Consider the following 15,388-nt stretch of genomic DNA (forward strand, 5'->3'; position numbering starts at 1 on the left):
GTGCGCTGTACACGGCGCACCCCGGACCGTGCCTCGCGGCACAACTTCATTGCCTATGTACGTCGGAGCTCTCGAGCTCGACATCCTGCTCGACGACATTCATTCGTTGAAGCAGAAGAGATCCGTGATCAAGCCGGTCGTGGCGGAGGTGCGCAAGCGCTTCGCCGTCTCGGTGTCCGAAGCCGGTCACCTCGACCTGCACCGGCGAGCCCTGATCGGGGTGGCCGTGGTCGCCGCGGGTGGCGAACACGTCCGGGACGTGCTCGACTCGTGCGAGCGGTTCGTGGCCTCGCGACCGGAGTTCGTCCTGCTGTCGGCACACCGCCGGCTGCTGGGTCCGGACGACTAGACCGGAGAACAGTTCAGAAGGAGACACCTCCCATGGCCGATCCTGCTCGGGCTCGCAAGCTCGCCAAGCGGATCTCGCAGATCGTGGCGTCGGCGATCGAGCACGACGTCAAGGATCCGCGGCTCGGTGCCGTGACCATCACGGACACGAAGATCACCGCGGACCTGCACGACGCCACGGTGTACTACACGGTGCTGGGTGAGAGCCTCGACTCGGCGCCGGACTTCGCGGGTGCCGCGGCGGCCCTGGAGTCCGCCCGGGGCGTCCTGCGCACCAAGGTCGGGCAGGGCACGGGGGTCCGCTACACCCCGACCCTCACCTTCGTCGCCGACAGCATCCCCGACGACGCACGCCGCATCGAAGAACTGCTCGCCAAGGCCCGTGAGGCCGACGCCGAGGTGGCCCGCCGGGCCACGGGCGCCCAGCACGCCGGCGACGCGGACCCGTACAAGGCCCCGCGTGAAGACGAGGACGAGGACGACCTCGCCGAAGCCGAAGAGGAGACCCGAGGCTGAACCGCTCCGGAGGATCCCCGACATCCCACGACGCGGCGCGCTGTTCGGTGGCGCCGCGCCGTTCGTCGCCACCTCCTCCGGGCGCTCCGCCCCGCTGGGTACGCCGCCCGCGCCTGCCCCGCCCACCAGCCCGCCGGCCCTGAACGCACGACGTTCGGGGCCGGCGGTTTTTTGTCCGGTCAGTCCGCCGGCCGCGTGGCGGTCACGGCGGCGGTCAGCGCTTTCAGCAGGTCCACCGCCTGGGGCCGCAGCTCGGCCGGCAGCAGGTCCCACGCCGCGCGCTGGTTGTCGCGCAGGCGGGTGCGGGCGCGGTCCCAGTGGGCGCGGCCGCGGTCGGTGAGGCCGACGACGACCCGGCGGTCGTCGCGGGCGTGCGGGGTGCGGCGGACCAAACCGGCGGACTCCAGCGCCTTCACCGAGCGCGTGACGGTGGGCTGGGCGAGCTTCGCCTCCTGCGCGAGCTCGCCGATGGTCATGGCGCCGAGACGGGCCAGGGGAGTCACGAGCTGGGCCTGCGAGTCGCTGAGGGCGGAGGCGGCCGCGGCCTGCGCGTCGAGGCGGGCGCGGTTGGTGCGCATCGCCGAATAGAGCGCGTTGCAGACGTCGGCGAATCGGTCGACGTCGGTGTCGGCGGGTTCGGAAGACCCGGAGGGCACGGTCACCCGGAAAGATTAGATCACCGAAGTACATAGCATGCTATCTATCAGTCCACGGAACCGAGGGGAGACGCAGCATGGTCCGCAAGATCGCCCTCGAGGAACACTTCGGCACTGCCGATCCCGACATCGTCGAGCAGTCGCGCGAGCACTTCACCGAGCAGACGTGGCCGCCGCATCGCCGCCGGTTGCTGGACGTCCAGGACGAGCGCCTGAGGCTGATGGACGAAGCCGGCATCGAGATCGTCGTGCTTTCCTTGCTGGCGCCCGGAATCCAGGGCCTGCCCGACCGCGCGCAGGCCGTGGACTGGGCGCGCCGCACCAACGACGTCGCCGCGCGGCACGTGGAGCCGAGACCGGATCGCCTCGCCGCGTTCGCCGCGCTTGGCGTTGCAGGACCCCGAAGAAGCCGTCGTCGAGCTGCGCCGCGCGGTGACCGAACTCGGGTTCAAGGGCGCGCTGGTGAACGGGTTCTCCGAAGTGGACGGTGACCGGATCGCCTACCTGGACGAGCCGCGGTACCGGCCGTTCTGGGCGGCCGTCGAAGACCCGGGCGTGCCCGTGTACCTGCACCCGCGCGATCCGCTGCCGCGGGACAGCCGGATGCTCGAAGGTCACCCGTGGCTCTACGGCTCGGCGTGGGGTTTCTCGATCGAAACCGGCACGCACGCGTTGCGGCTCATGGCCAGTGGCCTGTTCGACGAGCACCCGGGTGTGCAGGTGATCCTCGGGCACCTGGGCGAGCTGCTGCCGTTCAACATCTGGCGCACCGACCACCGGCTCAAGGTCAAACCCGCCGGCATCCCGGCGCGCAAACCCTTGCGCGAGTACCTGTGCGAGAACTTCCACGTCACCACGAGCGGCAACTTCGCCACGCCCGAGCTGCTGTTCACGATCGACGAGATCGGGGCCGACCGCGTGCTGTTCTCCGCGGACCATCCGTTCGAGTCGATGGGCGAGGCCGCCACGTGGTTCGACGCGCTGGACCTCGACCGCGAGGTGCACGAGAAGATCACGGAAGGCAACGCGCGCAAGCTCCTCGGCCGCTGACCGCGAAGGATGGTCAGACGGGCTTGGCCGCCACCACGAGGTCGCGCTCGATCGCCTGGTCCACGCGGTGGGCGAACTCCTCGTACGGCCCGCCTTCGCGCACGTCGAGGCCGGCTCGCGCGAGCACCGCGACGAGCTCTTCGCGCGGCAGGACGTTCAGGTTCCAGGAGATCCCGAGCGCCCCGCCCGGGCGGAGCACGCGCGTCCACACGGGAACGGCCGCCGCCAGCAGGTCGCGCGGGCTGCGCGCGAGGCTCGCGTCCTGCGTGCGGTGGCTGCCGTGCTGCACGCCGTACGGGGCGTCGGTCACGATCACGTCCACCGAGTTCGCCCGCAGGAGCTCGTCGGTGGTGAGGGTGTCGGCGTTGAAGTAGGTGAGCCGGCGCGTCTGGCCGCCCTTGTAGTCGTCCTTGTCGAACGCGTACTCGACGTCGAGGCGGCGCCCGAGGCGGACCTTGTTGCGCCGCAGCTGCCCCGAGTCGGCGGTGTGCTTCACGCGCTTGGTGCGCAGCCAGGTCTTGAGGAACTGCTCGTAGGCCTCGAAGTCCTTGCCGTCCACGTCGAGGCCGGTGGCGTCGAAGCCGTACATCACGGCCTGGTTGAGCGTGGTGCCGCGCCCGCACAGCGGGTCGAGCAGCGTCCGCGGGCGCTCGAGCCACCCGGCCGGGTCGGCGGTGGCGAGCAGGGTGACGTTGAGCAGCAGCTTCGTGAACTGCTCATTGGTCTTGCCCGCGTACTTCTGGATCGTCAGCAGGTCCGAGTCGGTCTTCGCCAGCGGCCGCACCAGGACGGGGCGCAGCACGCCGTCGCCCAGCTCGAACAGGGCGTAGAGGGAGGACAGGTTGGACAGCAGCGCGACGTCCGGCTCGGTCAGGGGCGCCGGTGTCGCGAACTTGACGTAGCCCACGCCGCCGAGCTCCACCTCCTCGGCCGCCGACAGCTCGGCGGACAGCCCGGCCGCGCCGAACACCGCCAGCTCGGCTCGCAGCAGCGCGGGCGACGAGGCGGCGTAGACCCGGTTGGCGGACGGGTGAACGAGGATCGCGTACTCAGGCATCCCGCAGAGCGTAGCGTGACGCACTGTGACAGCTACTTTGGCGCAGGACATCGAAGCCGCCGCCGCCCTGCTCACCGGGGCCACCGACGTGACGCTGCTGGGCCACGTGCGCCCGGACGCCGACGCACTCGGCAGCGCACTGGCCCTCGGCCACGTGCTGCACCGGCGCGGCGCCCGTGTGCGCGTGTCCTTCGGCGAGCCCGACGAAGCCCCGGAGACCTTGACCTGGCTCGACGTCGACGGGCTCCTGACCCGCCCGGACGAACTGCCCGCGTCGGAGCAGCTGCTGGTCGCGCTCGACACCCCGGTGCCGGCGCGGCTGGGCCGGCTCGCCTCGCGCGTCGACGCCGTCCGAGCCGCCGGGGGCGCCGTGCTGGTCGTGGACCACCACGCCACCAACGCGTTCTACGGCACGCACCACGTGGTCGACGAGGCCACCGAGGCGACGGCGGTGCTCGTCGCGCAGATCATCGAGGCCATGGGCGTCGAGCTGGACGAGCCGGCCGCGCGCTGCCTGTACGCGGGGATCGTCACGGACACCAGCGGGTTCCGCCGTGCCCGCCCCGAAACCCACCGGATCGCCGCGCGCCTGCTGGAGGCCGGCGTCGACCCGACGGAGGTCGCGCGCCGGATCGTGGACGACCACCCGTTCGCGTGGCTGCCGATGCTCTCGGCGGTGCTGTCGGAAGCGGAGCTGGAGCCGGAGGCCGCGCAGGGCTTCGGGTTCGTGCACGCGGTGGTGCGCTCGGCCGTGGCCGCGAGCGTGCGGCCGGAAGAGGTGGAGTCGGTGATCGACGTGGTCCGCGCGACGCGCGAGGCCGGCGTCGCGGGGGTGCTGAAGGAGTTCGCGCCCGCCGCGCGGGGTTCCGTGTGGACGGTCTCGCTGCGGTCCGCGGGCCGGGTCGACGTGTCGGCGGTGGCCTCGGAGTTCGGCGGTGGCGGGCACCGGATGGCCGCGGGCTGCACGATGGAGGGCACGTCGGACGACGTGCTGGCGCGGCTGCGGGACGCGCTGGGCAGGGCGCCCCTGCTGGGGAACCGGAGTGCCTGAACCCGTCCGGTTCGACGACGAGTTCCTGGCCGGCCCGATGTGCACGTAGGCCCGGCTGCGCGCCCCGTGCACCGCGCGGAGTCGCCCGACGGCGCGCCGATCTGGCTGGTCACGCGCTACGCCGAGGTCAAAGCCGGCCTCGGCTCCTGCTGGAAAAGAGGCACTCGTCGGGCGGCTACCGCGGCCTCGCGCTGCCGCCGGCGCTCGACAAGAACCTGCCCAACCTCGACGCCGCCGGGCGCACCCGCCTGCGCCGGCTGCTCGGGCGCGCTTTCACGCCATGCCACGTCGCGTCGAGGCGCTGCGGCCGGCGGTCGCGCGCATCACCCCGGACCTCACCGACGACGAGCTGCTCAGCGCCGCGTTCCTGCTGCCGGCGGGGTACGAGAACGTGGCGCACGTGCTTGGCAACGGCCTGCACGAGCTGCTCACGGGTCCGGCGCCGCGCTCGGCGCCCGCGGTGTCCTTTGTGGACGAGATCCCGCCCCACGCCTCCCCGGTCCAGCTCGCCCTCGCCTCCGCCCACCGTGACGGCACGGTGGGCGGCGACCCGGACACCTTCGACGCCGATCGTCCGGACAACCTCCACCTCGCCTTCGGCCATGGCCCGCACGTCTGCCTCGGCGCGCCCCTGGCCCGCCTCGAGCTGAAGATCGGCTTCGACACCCCTTTTCACCGCTACCCGGCGATGACCCCGGCGGGCGACCCGGTGTGGCGCTCGTCGTTCCGCAGCCGTGGGCCGGCCACTCTGCCGGTGATCCTGCGCTTGACGTCCGGATGGTTTCGCGGGCGGCGGTGGGGGTTGGCTCGCCCGCGGCGCTCGGCCGCCGTGGGCGGATGGCTGGGGCTTGCGGCCCTCGCGTGCTCCGCTGCGGCGGCGTTGCCGGTTCTGCCGAGCGCGGGTCGGGCAGCCGTGGGCCGACCACTGTGCCGGTGATCCTGCGCGCTTGACGTCCGGAATGTCGGCCGCGGTCGTTACGCTCCCCGGGTGCCTGACGAAGCCCCGCCTGCCCCGCCCCTGAGCTCCGAAGACCGGATCCCCGCGCGCCGCGTGCTCGGGCTTGCCGTGCCCGCGCTGGGGGTGCTGGCGGCGGAGCCGTTGTACGTGCTGGTGGACACCGCGGTGGTGGGGCACCTCGGTGCGCTGCCGCTGGCGGGGCTGGCGCTGGGCGGGGTGGTGCTGTCACAGATCTCCACGCAGCTCACGTTCCTCTCCTACGGCACGACCTCGCGCACCGCGCGGCTGCACGGCGCCGGGCGGCGGCGGGACGCGGTGAGCGAAGGCGTCCAGGCCACGTGGCTCGCGGTGCTGGTGGGGCTGGTGCTGCTGGTGGCGGGCCAGCTGCTGGCGGGGCCGATCGCCCGGGCGCTGTCGGGCAGTGACGAGATCGCGGCGGCGGCCGTGTCGTGGCTGCGGATCGCGCTGTTCGGGGCGCCGCTGATCCTGGTCACCATGGCCGGCAACGGCTGGATGCGCGGCGTGCAGGACGCGGCGCGCCCGCTGCGGTACGTGCTGGCGGGCAACGGCATCTCGGCCGTCCTGTGCCCGGTGCTCGTCTACGTCGCCGGGCTGGGCCTGGAGGGCTCGGCGATCGCCAACGTGGTGGCGCAGGTGGTGTCGGCGTCGCTGTTCTTCGCGGCGCTGGTGCGCGAGCGCGTGCCGCTGCGGCCGGACTTCGGCGTGATGCGCGCGCAGCTGAGCCTGGGCCGCGACCTCGTGCTGCGCAGCCTGGCGTTCCAGGCGTGCTTCGTCTCGGCGGCGGCCGTGGCCGCGCGGACGTCGACGGAGGCCGTCGGCGCGCACCAGGTCGTGCTGCAGCTGTGGACGTTCCTCTCGCTCGTGCTCGACTCCGTCGCGATCGCGGCGCAGTCGCTCGTCGGCGCGGCACTGGGCGGGGGAGCCGAGCGGCAGGCGCGCGGCGTCGCGAACCAGATCGTCGCCTACGGGCTGGTGCTCGGCTGCGTCCTGTGCGTGCTCTTCGGCGCGTTGTGGAGCACGCTGCCGCACGCGTTCACGTCCGATCCGGGCGTGCTCGCCCAGATCCCGCACGCGTGGTGGTTCTTCGTGGCGCTGCAACCGATCGCGGGCGTGGTGTTCGCGCTCGACGGCGTGCTGCTGGGCGCCGGCGACGCCGCGTTCCTGCGCACGGCCACGCTCGTCAGCGCGGGCCTGGGGTTCCTGCCGCTGATCTGGCTGTCGCTCGCGTTCGGCTGGGGGCTTCTGGGCATCTGGACGGGCCTGTCGCTGTTCATGGTGTTCCGCCTCGCCGCCGTGCTGATCCGCTGGCGTTCCGGCCGCTGGGCGGTGGTCGGGGCCGTCCGCGGCGCCTGAGCCCCGTGCCAAGGTGGAGGCATGCGCTTCAGCCAGGTCGACGTCTTCACCGATGAGCTCACCCTCGGCAACGCACTCGCCGTGGTGCACGATGCCGAAGACCTCCCCGACGACGAGATGGCCGCGTTCGCGCGGTGGACCAACCTCAGCGAGACCACGTTCCTGCTCCCGCCGGCGCGCGCCGAGGCCGACTACCGCGTGCGGATCTTCACCGTCGAGCGCGAGCTGCCCTTCGCCGGGCACCCCACGCTGGGCTCGGCCCGCGCGTGGCTCGAAGCCGGCGGCACGCCGAAGGGCGAAGACCTCGTGCAGGAGTGCGGCGCCGGCCTGGTCCGCGTGCGGCGCACCGGGGAGCGGCTCGCCTTCGCCGCACCGCCGCTCACGCGCGGCGGCCCTGTCGCGCCCGAGGACCTCGCCGCCGTCCGGACGGCCCTGCGCCTGGCCGAGAGCGACGTCGTCGACGCGCAGTGGGCCGACAACGGTCCCGGCTGGCTCGCCGTCCTCCTCACCGACGCCGAGGCCGTCCTCGCGGTCGAACGCGACGTGGTGGCCCTCGGGAAGTACAAGGTCGGCGTCGTCGGACCGCACCCGGCCGGATCGCCCGCGGCGTTCGAGGTCCGGGCGTTCACGGGCCTGGTCGAGGACCCGGTGACCGGCAGCCTCAACGCCGCGATCGGCCAGTGGCTCATCGGCTCGGGCCGCGCGCCGGAGTCCTACGTGGCCGCGCAGGGCACCCGGCTCGGCCGGCGCGGGCGCGTGCACGTCGAGCGCGCGGACGGCGAGGTCTGGGTGGGCGGCGACACAGTGGTGGGAATCGCAGGCCGGGTGGCGCTGCGGTGAACGGGTGATGTGGCGAACCCCACCGAGATAACGGCTATGTTTCGAGCTTGCTGAGGCGATACAACGATCGAGGCGGCAGTGTCGTCGTCTTCCCCGACGACCGCTACCCGCAGGAGGAAACCTTGTCGCCCGGCCGCGCCACCGTCCGGTCCTGGCTCATCTGGCTCACCGCCGTGTTCGTGTACCTGCTCGCCGTGTTCCACCGCACCTCGTTCGGGGTCGCGGGCCTGGAAGCGGCGGACCGGTTCGGCGTCGGCGCCGCGGCGCTCGGCACGTTCACCGTGCTGCAGGTCGGGGTCTACGCCGCCATGCAGATCCCCACCGGCGTGCTCGTCGACCGCTACGGCCCCCGCCGCGTGCTCACCGCCGCCGTGCTCATCCTGGGGACCGGGCAGCTGCTGCTCGGTCTCGCCGAGAGCTACGGCGTCGGCCTGCTCGCCCGCGGCGTGCTCGGCCTGGGCGACGCGCTCACGTTCGTCAGCGTGCTGCGCCTGATCGCCGCCCACTTCCCGGCGCGGCAGTACGCGTTGATCACGTCCTTCACCTCGGCGGTCGGCTACATCGGCAACCTCGCCGCCACCGTGCCGCTCACCCTGCTGCTCGCCGGTCCCGGGTGGACGGTCACGTTCGTCTCGGTCGGCGCGCTCACCCTCCTGGTCTCGGTGCCGGTGGTGCTGCGCGTGCGCGACACCCCGATCGGCGTCCCCGAGCCCGAGCGCAAGCCGGTGAACCCGGCGCTGCTCGCGCGCCAGATCCGCGCCGCCTGGCGTGTGCCCGGCACCCGGCTCGGGTTCTGGACGCACTTCAGCACGATGTTCGCGCCCAACGTGCTCACGCTGCTCTGGGGCGTTCCCTTTCTCGTGGAGGGCCAAGGAGTCACGGCCGCCACGGCGAGCGCGATGCTGACCGTGTTCGTGTTCGGCTCCCTGGCCGGCGGCCCGGTGCTGGGCGCGGTGATCAGCCGCCACCCGGAGCTGCGGATGCCGATCGTCGGCGGGTACCTCGGTGCCGCCGCCCTGACGTGGGCCGTGCTGCTCGGCTGGAACGGGCACGTCCCGCTCGGGGTGCTCGGGCCCGCGTTCGCGCTGCTGTCGCTCGGCGGCCCGGTGTCGATGATCGGCTTCGCGCTGGCGCGGGACTACAACCCGATCGAGCGCGTCGGCACGGCGACCGGCCTCGTGAACGTCGCCGGGTTCGTGGCCACCACGGTCACCTCGCTCGTGGTCGGCGTGCTGCTGCAGTGGACGGGCGGGAACTTCCGCGTGTCGCTGCTGAGCATCGTGGTCGTGCTCGCGCTGGGCACGTGGCGGATGCTCGTGTGGTGGCGCCGCGCCAGGGCGCACGTGTTCGCCGCCGAAGCACGCGGCGAGGACGTCCCGGTGCGGCTCACGCGCCGGCGTTGGGACGGTGAGCTGCCGGCCGAAGCCGCGGCCGTCGCCGCCTGACAGGTGCTCGCCGGTCCGAACCGGACGTCTCGATAGGGTTCGCCCCGTGTCTCGCCCGAAAGAACCGCGCCGCCCCGCTCCGCCGCCCGGTCTGCTCATCGTCGACAAACCGGCCGGAATGACGTCGCACGACGTCGTCGCCAGAGCGCGCCGGATCATGGGCACCCGCAAGGTCGGCCACGCCGGCACGCTCGACCCGATGGCCACCGGCGTGCTGGTGCTCGGCATCGAGCGCGCCACCAAGCTGCTGGGCCACCTGGCGCTCGACCGCAAGACCTACCTCGCGACGCTGTCGCTGGGCAGCTCCACCACCACCGACGACGCCGAGGGCGAAGTGCTCGCCGAGGGCGACCCGGCCGCGCTCGCGAAGATCACGGACGAACAGCTCGCCGCCGGCGTCGCCGAGCTCACCGGCGACATCCAGCAGGTGCCCAGCGCCGTGAGCGCCGTGAAGATCGACGGCAAGCGCGCCTACGCACGGGTACGCGCGGGGGAGGACGTGGTGCTCCCGCCGCGGCCCGTGACCGTCTACCGCTTCGACGTGCTGGCCACGCGCCGCGAGGACGACCGGATCGAGCTCGACGCCGTGGTCGAGTGCTCGTCGGGCACCTACGTGCGCGCGCTGGCCCGCGACCTCGGCGCCGGGCTCGGCGTCGGCGGGCACCTGCTCGCGTTGCGGCGCACCACGGTCGGGCCCTTCACGCTCGCCCGGGCGCGCACGCTGGAGAAGCTCGAGGAGACGCCCGAGCTGTCGCTGGACCTCGACGCCGCCGTCGCCGCGGCCTTCCCGCGCCGCGACGTCGACGCCGCCGAAGCGCAGGCCGTGCGCCACGGCCGGGCCATCCCGGCGGCCGGCATCGACGGGACCTACGGCCTCTTCGCGCCCGACGGCCGCGTGCTCGCCCTGGCCGCCGACACCGAGGGCGTGGCCCGGTCGGTGGTGGTCCTGCTGCCCGCATAGGGTGGTCGCGGTTGGGCGAGAGACCGGCGCGGGGAGAGTTGACGACAGTGCAGCGGTGGCGTGGCCTCGGGGATCTCCCGGGCGGCTGGGGACGGTGCGTGGTCACCATCGGCGTGTTCGACGGCGTGCACCGCGGGCACCAGGTGCTCATCTCGCGCACGGTGCGCGCGGCGGCCGAGCGCGGCGTGCCGAGCGTGGTGCTCACGTTCGACCCGCACCCGTCGGAGGTCCTGCGCCCGGGCAGCCACCCGGCGCAGCTGACCACGCTGCGGCGCAAGGCCGAGCTCGTGGAGGAGCTGGGCGTCGACGTGTTCGCCGTGCTGCCCTTCACCCTCGAGCTCTCGCGCCTGTCACCGCACGAGTTCGTGCACGAGGTGCTGGTGGACCGGCTGCACGCCGCCGCCGTGCTGGTGGGCGACAACTTCACCTTCGGCGCCAAGGCCGCGGGCGACGTCACGCTGCTGCGCAAGCTCGGCAGCCGCTTCGGTTTCGTGGCCTACGGCGCGGAGCTGCAAGGCCGTTCGCTCGCCGACGACCGCGTCGCCAACGACATCACCTTCTCCTCCACGTACGTGCGCTCGTGCATCGACGCCGGCGACGTGGTGGCCGCGGCCGACGCGCTCGGGCGCCCGCACCGGCTCGAGGGCATCGTCGTGCGCGGCGACGGCCGGGGCCACGACCTCGGGTACCCGACCGCGAACCTGTCGACGCCGCGGTTCGCCGCGGTGCCCGCCGACGGCGTCTACACAGCGTGGTTCACCCGCCTGTCGGACCCGGGCCGGCGGCTGCGCGCCGCGGTGTCGGTGGGCACGAACCCGACGTTCTCGGGCCGCGAGCGCACGGTCGAGGCGTTCGTGCTCGACGTCGACGAGGACTTCTACGGCCAGCACGTGGCGCTGGACTTCGTCACGCGGTTGCGCGACCAGGAGCGGTTCAGTCAGTCCGAGCAGCTCGTGGAGCGGATCGACGACGACGTGGCACGCACCCGCGAGGCGCTGGGCGCCGAAGACTGACGTCGTTCCCCCGGACGGGGCCCGCCCGGGGGCGGAATGGGCGGTTCCGGCCGCCCGGCCGCGGGTCCGGTGGCAAGATGCTCACGGGCGGGTGAAGCGGTCCGGACACGCCGGTCCGGCCGGACGAGGGGACCAAGGGGAGCGGAACTGGTGGAGGACCACAAGATCGTCCAGCGGAACGTCGCGCTGCAGCGGGAGTGGTACGGCGAACCGCTGGGTGACCGGGTGCGCCGGCTCGTCGTGGCCTTCGACATCTCGCAGGCCTACCTCGCCGAGGTCCTCGGCATCAGTGCCCCCATGCTCAGTCAGGTGATGAGCGGCCGGCGCGCCAAGATCGGCAACCCCGTGGTGCTCGCCCGCATGATCATGCTGGAGCGCAAGATCCTCGTGCCCGACGTCGCGGCGGGCAACCGCGACGCGATGCAGGCGGCACTGGAGGACGTGCGCGACTCGCGGCCCACGGTCGGGCGCGACAACATCCCGGTCGGCTCCGACGAGCGGCTCGTGCTCGCCGCGCTGCGCGAGGTCGCCGAGGAGGAGGATCTCACCGAGGCCGCGAAGCGCCTCGACGACGACTTCCCGATCCTCGCCGAGCTCCTGCGCCGCGCCGGGGCCAGCCACTAGCCGCGTGCGGCTGTTCACGGCGCTGCGCCCGCCGCCCGACGTCGTGGCCGCGGTGGCGCTGTCTCTGGGCGAATCCCTCGGCGAACCCGGTCCCGGCCTGCGCTGGTCGCCGCCGGCGGACTGGCACGTCACGCTCGCGTACTACGGCGAAGCCGACCCGGAAGAACGGGCCGCCGAGCTCGTTCCCGCGCTGGCCGGCCGGCCGCCCGTCGACGTCCGGCTGACCGGTCCGGGAACCTTTCCCGGCGTGCTGTGGTTGGGCGTCGCGGGGGAGGGCCTGACGCGGCTCGCGGAAGCGGCCGGCGCGGACCAGGAGGAGCGGCCGTACCGGGCGCACCTCACGCTGGCGCGGTACGCGCGCGACCGCCGGGGCGCGGCCGAACCGTGGACGCGGCGGCTGGCCGGGTTCTCCAGCCGCGAGTGGACCGCCGGCGAGGTGGTGCTCATGGGCAGCACCGGCACGGCGGGCCCGCGCTACCGGGAGCTGCGGACATTCCCGCTGAGTCCTGCCGGAACGTGAACCGCGCCGGAAGGCACTGATCACACGGCTGGTAGCCTTGACAATCGGGTCCGGCTGCAGTCCGTGGCGGCCGAGACCGACTACCCGGCCGCGCAGCGCGGTGCGGGCCCCACGGCACTGATTCAATGAGGAGCAACACCAGTGGCGCTGTCCACCGATGAGAAGAAGTCGATCCTGGCCGAGTACGGCGTGCACGACTCGGACACCGGATCCCCCGAGGCCCAGGTCGCGCTGCTGACCAAGCGCATCGTCGGCCTCACCGAGCACCTCAAGGCTCACAAGCACGACCACCACTCGCGTCGCGGGCTCCTGCTGCTGGTCGGCCGTCGCCGCCGGCTGCTGAACTACGTGATGAAGGTGGACATCGAGCGGTACCGGTCGCTGATCCAGCGGCTCGGCCTGCGCCGATAGCGTGACCCGAGGGGGAGTGACCGGTCCGGTCGCTCCCCCTCGGTGCCAGAAGAGAAGAAACGGCGCGAGCGCGCTGGAGGATCCGTCCGCCGGTCCTCGGTAGTGGTTCCCGGGTGAGAAGACTGCGAAGTCCCGGGAGCTTCGATCGAAGACCGGCCTCATTCCTCGAGCGTCCGCGGGCGAACCGGGTCCCAGGGTGGGAGACTCGCGCCGGACGAAGCACAAAAGAGGAGATACACCCTATGACCGACTCCACCGGAGTCACCGTGCACGAGACCGAAGCCGTGATCGACAACGGCCGGTTCGGCACCCGCACCGTGCGTTTCGAGACGGGCCGCCTGGCCAAGCAGGCCGCCGGCTCCGTCGTCGCGTACCTCGACGAAGAGACCATGCTGCTCTCGGCCACCACGGCGTCGAAGCACCCGAAGGAGCACTTCGACTTCTTCCCGCTGACCGTGGACGTCGAGGAGCGCATGTACGCCGTGGGCCGCATCCCCGGCGCGTTCTTCCGCCGTGAGGGCCGCCCGTCGACCGACGCGATCCTCACCGCCCGCCTGATCGACCGCCCGCTGCGCCCGTCGTTCACCGACGGTCTCCGCAACGAGATCCAGGTCGTCATCACCGTCCAGAGCCTCAACCCGGACGACCCGTACGACGTGCTGGCGATCAACGCCGCGTCGGCGTCCACGCAGATCGCGGGCCTGCCGTTCTCCGGCCCGGTCGGCGGCGTGCGCGTCGCCCTGATCGAGGACCAGTGGGTCGCGTTCCCGACCTGGTCGCAGCTGGAGAAGGCGACCTTCAACATGGTCGTCGCGGGCCGCATCGTCGGTGACGACGTCGCGATCATGATGGTCGAGGCCGAGGGCACCGAGCACACGCTCGATCTGATCGCCGCCGGCGGCAAGGCGCCCGACGAGGCCGCCGTGGCCCAGGGCCTCGAGGCCGCGAAGCCGTTCATCCGCGTGCTGTGTGAGGCGCAGCAGCGCCTGGCCGCCGACGCCGCGAAGCCGACCGGCGACTTCCCGCTGTACCCGGCCTACCAGCCGGACCTCTACGAGGCCGTCGCCGCGATCGCGACCGACGACCTGGCGAAGGCGCTGACCATCGCCGGCAAGCAGGACCGCGACGCCGCGACCGACGCCGTGAAGGCGACGGTCCTGGACAAGGTCGGCCTGGGCGAGGGCGAGGCCTTCGAGGGTCGCGACGGCGAGGTCGGCGGCGCGTTCAAGGCGCTGACCAAGAAGATCATGCGCAATCGCGTGCTCACCGAGAAGATCCGCATGGACGGCCGCGGCCTGACCGACATCCGGTCGCTCTCGGCCGAGGTCGCCGTGATCCCGCGGGCGCACGGCTCGGCCCTGTTCGAGCGCGGCGAAACCCAGATCCTGGGCGTCACCACGCTGAACATGCTCCGCATGGAGCAGCAGATCGACTCGCTCTCCCCGGAGACGACCAAGCGCTACCTGCACCACTACAACTTCCCGCCGTTCTCCACCGGTGAGACCGGCCGCGTCGGCTCGCCGAAGCGGCGCGAGATCGGCCACGGCATGCTCGCCGAGCGCGCCCTGGTCCCGGTGCTGCCGAAGCGCGACGAGTTCCCGTACGCGATCCGCCAGGTCTCCGAGGCGCTGGGCTCCAACGGCTCGACCTCGATGGGTTCGGTCTGCGCGTCCACGATGGGCCTGTTCAACGCCGGCGTGCCGCTGAAGGCGCCGGTCGCGGGCATCGCGATGGGCCTGGTGTCCGACGAGGTCGACGGCGAGACGCGCTACGTCGCGCTGACCGACATCCTCGGCGCCGAGGACGCACTGGGCGACATGGACTTCAAGGTCGCCGGCACCAAGGACATCATCACCGCGCTGCAGCTCGACACGAAGCTCGACGGGATCCCGTCCGAGGTTCTCGCGGCCGCGCTGAAGCAGGCGAAGGACGCTCGCCTCACCATCCTGGAGGTCATCGCCGAGGCGATCGACGGCCCGGACGAGATGAGCCCGTACGCCCCGCGCGTCACCTCCGTGAAGATCCCGGTCGACAAGATCGGCGAGGTCATCGGCCCGAAGGGCAAGATGATCAACTCGATCACCGAGCAGACCGGTGCCGACATCTCCATCGAGGACGACGGCACGATCTACGTGGGTGCGGCCGACGGCCCGTCGGCGGAGTCGGCGATCGACCTGATCAACGCGATCGCCAACCCGCAGCTGCCGAAGGTCGGCGAGCGCTTCCTGGGCACCGTGGTGAAGACGGCCGCGTTCGGCGCGTTCGTCTCGCTGCTGCCCGGCAAGGACGGCCTCGTCCACATCTCGAAGCTGGGCAACGGCAAGCGGATCGCCAAGGTCGAGGACGTGGTCAACGTGGGCGACAAGCTCCGCGTCGAGATCGCCGACATCGACAACCGCGGCAAGATCAGCCTGATCGTGGTCAAGGAGGACGACGCCGCCGACGCCAAGCCGGCCGAGGGCGCCGACAAGGCCGACGCCGACACGGCTGACGCCAAGTAAGGCACGTCCTTCGTTCTGAATTGAAGAAGTCCCGTCGAAGGCCTCCTCGCGGACCCGCGCGAG

The 15,388-nt window shown here is 72.4% G+C and carries 17 protein-coding genes; 14 read left to right on the forward strand and 3 right to left on the reverse strand.

All coding sequences use genetic code 11. The annotated features are described in order from the left end of the window. Positions 1-55 precede the first annotated feature (55 nt). Both AB0K15_RS19880 and rbfA read left to right on the forward strand, forming a co-directional pair. On the forward strand, positions 56-349 hold the full coding sequence (locus AB0K15_RS19880) for a DUF503 domain-containing protein (protein ID WP_220242307.1): 294 nt from the start codon (positions 56-58) through the stop codon (positions 347-349). 32 nt (positions 350-381) lie between these two features. Then, entirely contained in the window at positions 382-864 is a 483-nt protein-coding gene (gene rbfA / locus AB0K15_RS19885; RefSeq protein ID WP_364052122.1) for a 30S ribosome-binding factor RbfA, read from the forward strand. Positions 865-1,043: 179 nt separating this feature from the next. Here the strand turns inward: rbfA and AB0K15_RS19890 are convergent, their stop codons facing one another. Together AB0K15_RS19890 and AB0K15_RS19895 are read right to left on the reverse strand one after the other, a co-directional pair. Beyond that, complete coding sequence (locus AB0K15_RS19890; protein ID WP_364052124.1) at positions 1,044-1,526, reverse strand: MarR family transcriptional regulator; 483 nt, start codon at positions 1,524-1,526, stop codon at positions 1,044-1,046. Positions 1,527-1,567: 41 nt separating this feature from the next. Then, complete coding sequence (locus AB0K15_RS19895; RefSeq protein ID WP_364052127.1) at positions 1,568-1,864, reverse strand: hypothetical protein; 297 nt, start codon at positions 1,862-1,864, stop codon at positions 1,568-1,570. A 40-nt stretch (positions 1,865-1,904) separates the two neighbouring features. Between AB0K15_RS19895 and AB0K15_RS19900 the strand changes: the two genes are divergently transcribed. Then, on the forward strand, positions 1,905-2,570 hold the full coding sequence (locus AB0K15_RS19900) for an amidohydrolase family protein (protein WP_364052130.1): 666 nt from the start codon (positions 1,905-1,907) through the stop codon (positions 2,568-2,570). A gap of 13 nt (positions 2,571-2,583) precedes the next feature. Here AB0K15_RS19900 and AB0K15_RS19905 read toward each other — a convergent pair whose 3' ends face one another. Then, positions 2,584-3,627, reverse strand: a complete 1,044-nt coding sequence (locus AB0K15_RS19905; RefSeq protein WP_364052133.1) for an SAM-dependent methyltransferase — start codon at positions 3,625-3,627, stop codon at positions 2,584-2,586. Positions 3,628-3,652: 25 nt separating this feature from the next. Between AB0K15_RS19905 and AB0K15_RS19910 the strand changes: the two genes are divergently transcribed. The 11 genes from AB0K15_RS19910 (at position 3,653) to AB0K15_RS19960 (ending at position 15,325) form a co-directional block, all read left to right on the forward strand. After that, a complete protein-coding gene (locus AB0K15_RS19910) occupies positions 3,653-4,678 on the forward strand; it encodes a bifunctional oligoribonuclease/PAP phosphatase NrnA (protein ID WP_364052136.1) in 1,026 nt (341 codons plus the stop codon). Between the two features lie 280 nt (positions 4,679-4,958). Then, positions 4,959-5,615, forward strand: a complete 657-nt coding sequence (locus AB0K15_RS19915) for a cytochrome P450 (protein ID WP_364052139.1) — start codon at positions 4,959-4,961, stop codon at positions 5,613-5,615. An 81-nt stretch (positions 5,616-5,696) separates the two neighbouring features. Continuing rightward, a complete protein-coding gene (locus tag AB0K15_RS19920) occupies positions 5,697-7,010 on the forward strand; it encodes an MATE family efflux transporter (RefSeq protein WP_364052914.1) in 1,314 nt (437 codons plus the stop codon). Positions 7,011-7,031: 21 nt separating this feature from the next. Beyond that, a complete protein-coding gene (locus tag AB0K15_RS19925; RefSeq protein ID WP_364052142.1) occupies positions 7,032-7,850 on the forward strand; it encodes a PhzF family phenazine biosynthesis protein in 819 nt (272 codons plus the stop codon). A gap of 122 nt (positions 7,851-7,972) precedes the next feature. After that, on the forward strand, positions 7,973-9,295 hold the full coding sequence (locus AB0K15_RS19930; RefSeq protein WP_364052917.1) for an MFS transporter: 1,323 nt from the start codon (positions 7,973-7,975) through the stop codon (positions 9,293-9,295). Between the two features lie 46 nt (positions 9,296-9,341). Then, positions 9,342-10,256, forward strand: a complete 915-nt coding sequence (truB, locus tag AB0K15_RS19935) for a tRNA pseudouridine(55) synthase TruB (protein WP_364052145.1) — start codon at positions 9,342-9,344, stop codon at positions 10,254-10,256. Positions 10,257-10,303: 47 nt separating this feature from the next. Beyond that, entirely contained in the window at positions 10,304-11,269 is a 966-nt protein-coding gene (locus AB0K15_RS19940) for a bifunctional riboflavin kinase/FAD synthetase (protein ID WP_364052148.1), read from the forward strand. A 150-nt stretch (positions 11,270-11,419) separates the two neighbouring features. Continuing rightward, positions 11,420-11,893, forward strand: a complete 474-nt coding sequence (locus AB0K15_RS19945) for a helix-turn-helix transcriptional regulator (protein ID WP_285965649.1) — start codon at positions 11,420-11,422, stop codon at positions 11,891-11,893. A 4-nt stretch (positions 11,894-11,897) separates the two neighbouring features. Then, positions 11,898-12,413, forward strand: coding sequence for an RNA 2',3'-cyclic phosphodiesterase (gene thpR, locus AB0K15_RS19950; protein WP_364052152.1), 516 nt, complete (start codon positions 11,898-11,900; stop codon positions 12,411-12,413). 141 nt (positions 12,414-12,554) lie between these two features. After that, a complete protein-coding gene (gene rpsO / locus AB0K15_RS19955; RefSeq protein ID WP_360602627.1) occupies positions 12,555-12,824 on the forward strand; it encodes a 30S ribosomal protein S15 in 270 nt (89 codons plus the stop codon). A 242-nt stretch (positions 12,825-13,066) separates the two neighbouring features. Continuing rightward, positions 13,067-15,325 carry a polyribonucleotide nucleotidyltransferase gene (locus AB0K15_RS19960; RefSeq protein WP_364052156.1) on the forward strand — a complete coding sequence of 753 codons (2,259 nt, stop codon included), beginning with the start codon at positions 13,067-13,069 and terminating at the stop codon, positions 15,323-15,325. The last annotated feature ends 63 nt before the right edge of the window (positions 15,326-15,388 follow it).

It is taken from the genome of Amycolatopsis sp. NPDC049253, assembly GCF_040678995.1.
Taxonomy (GTDB): domain Bacteria; phylum Actinomycetota; class Actinomycetes; order Mycobacteriales; family Pseudonocardiaceae; genus Amycolatopsis.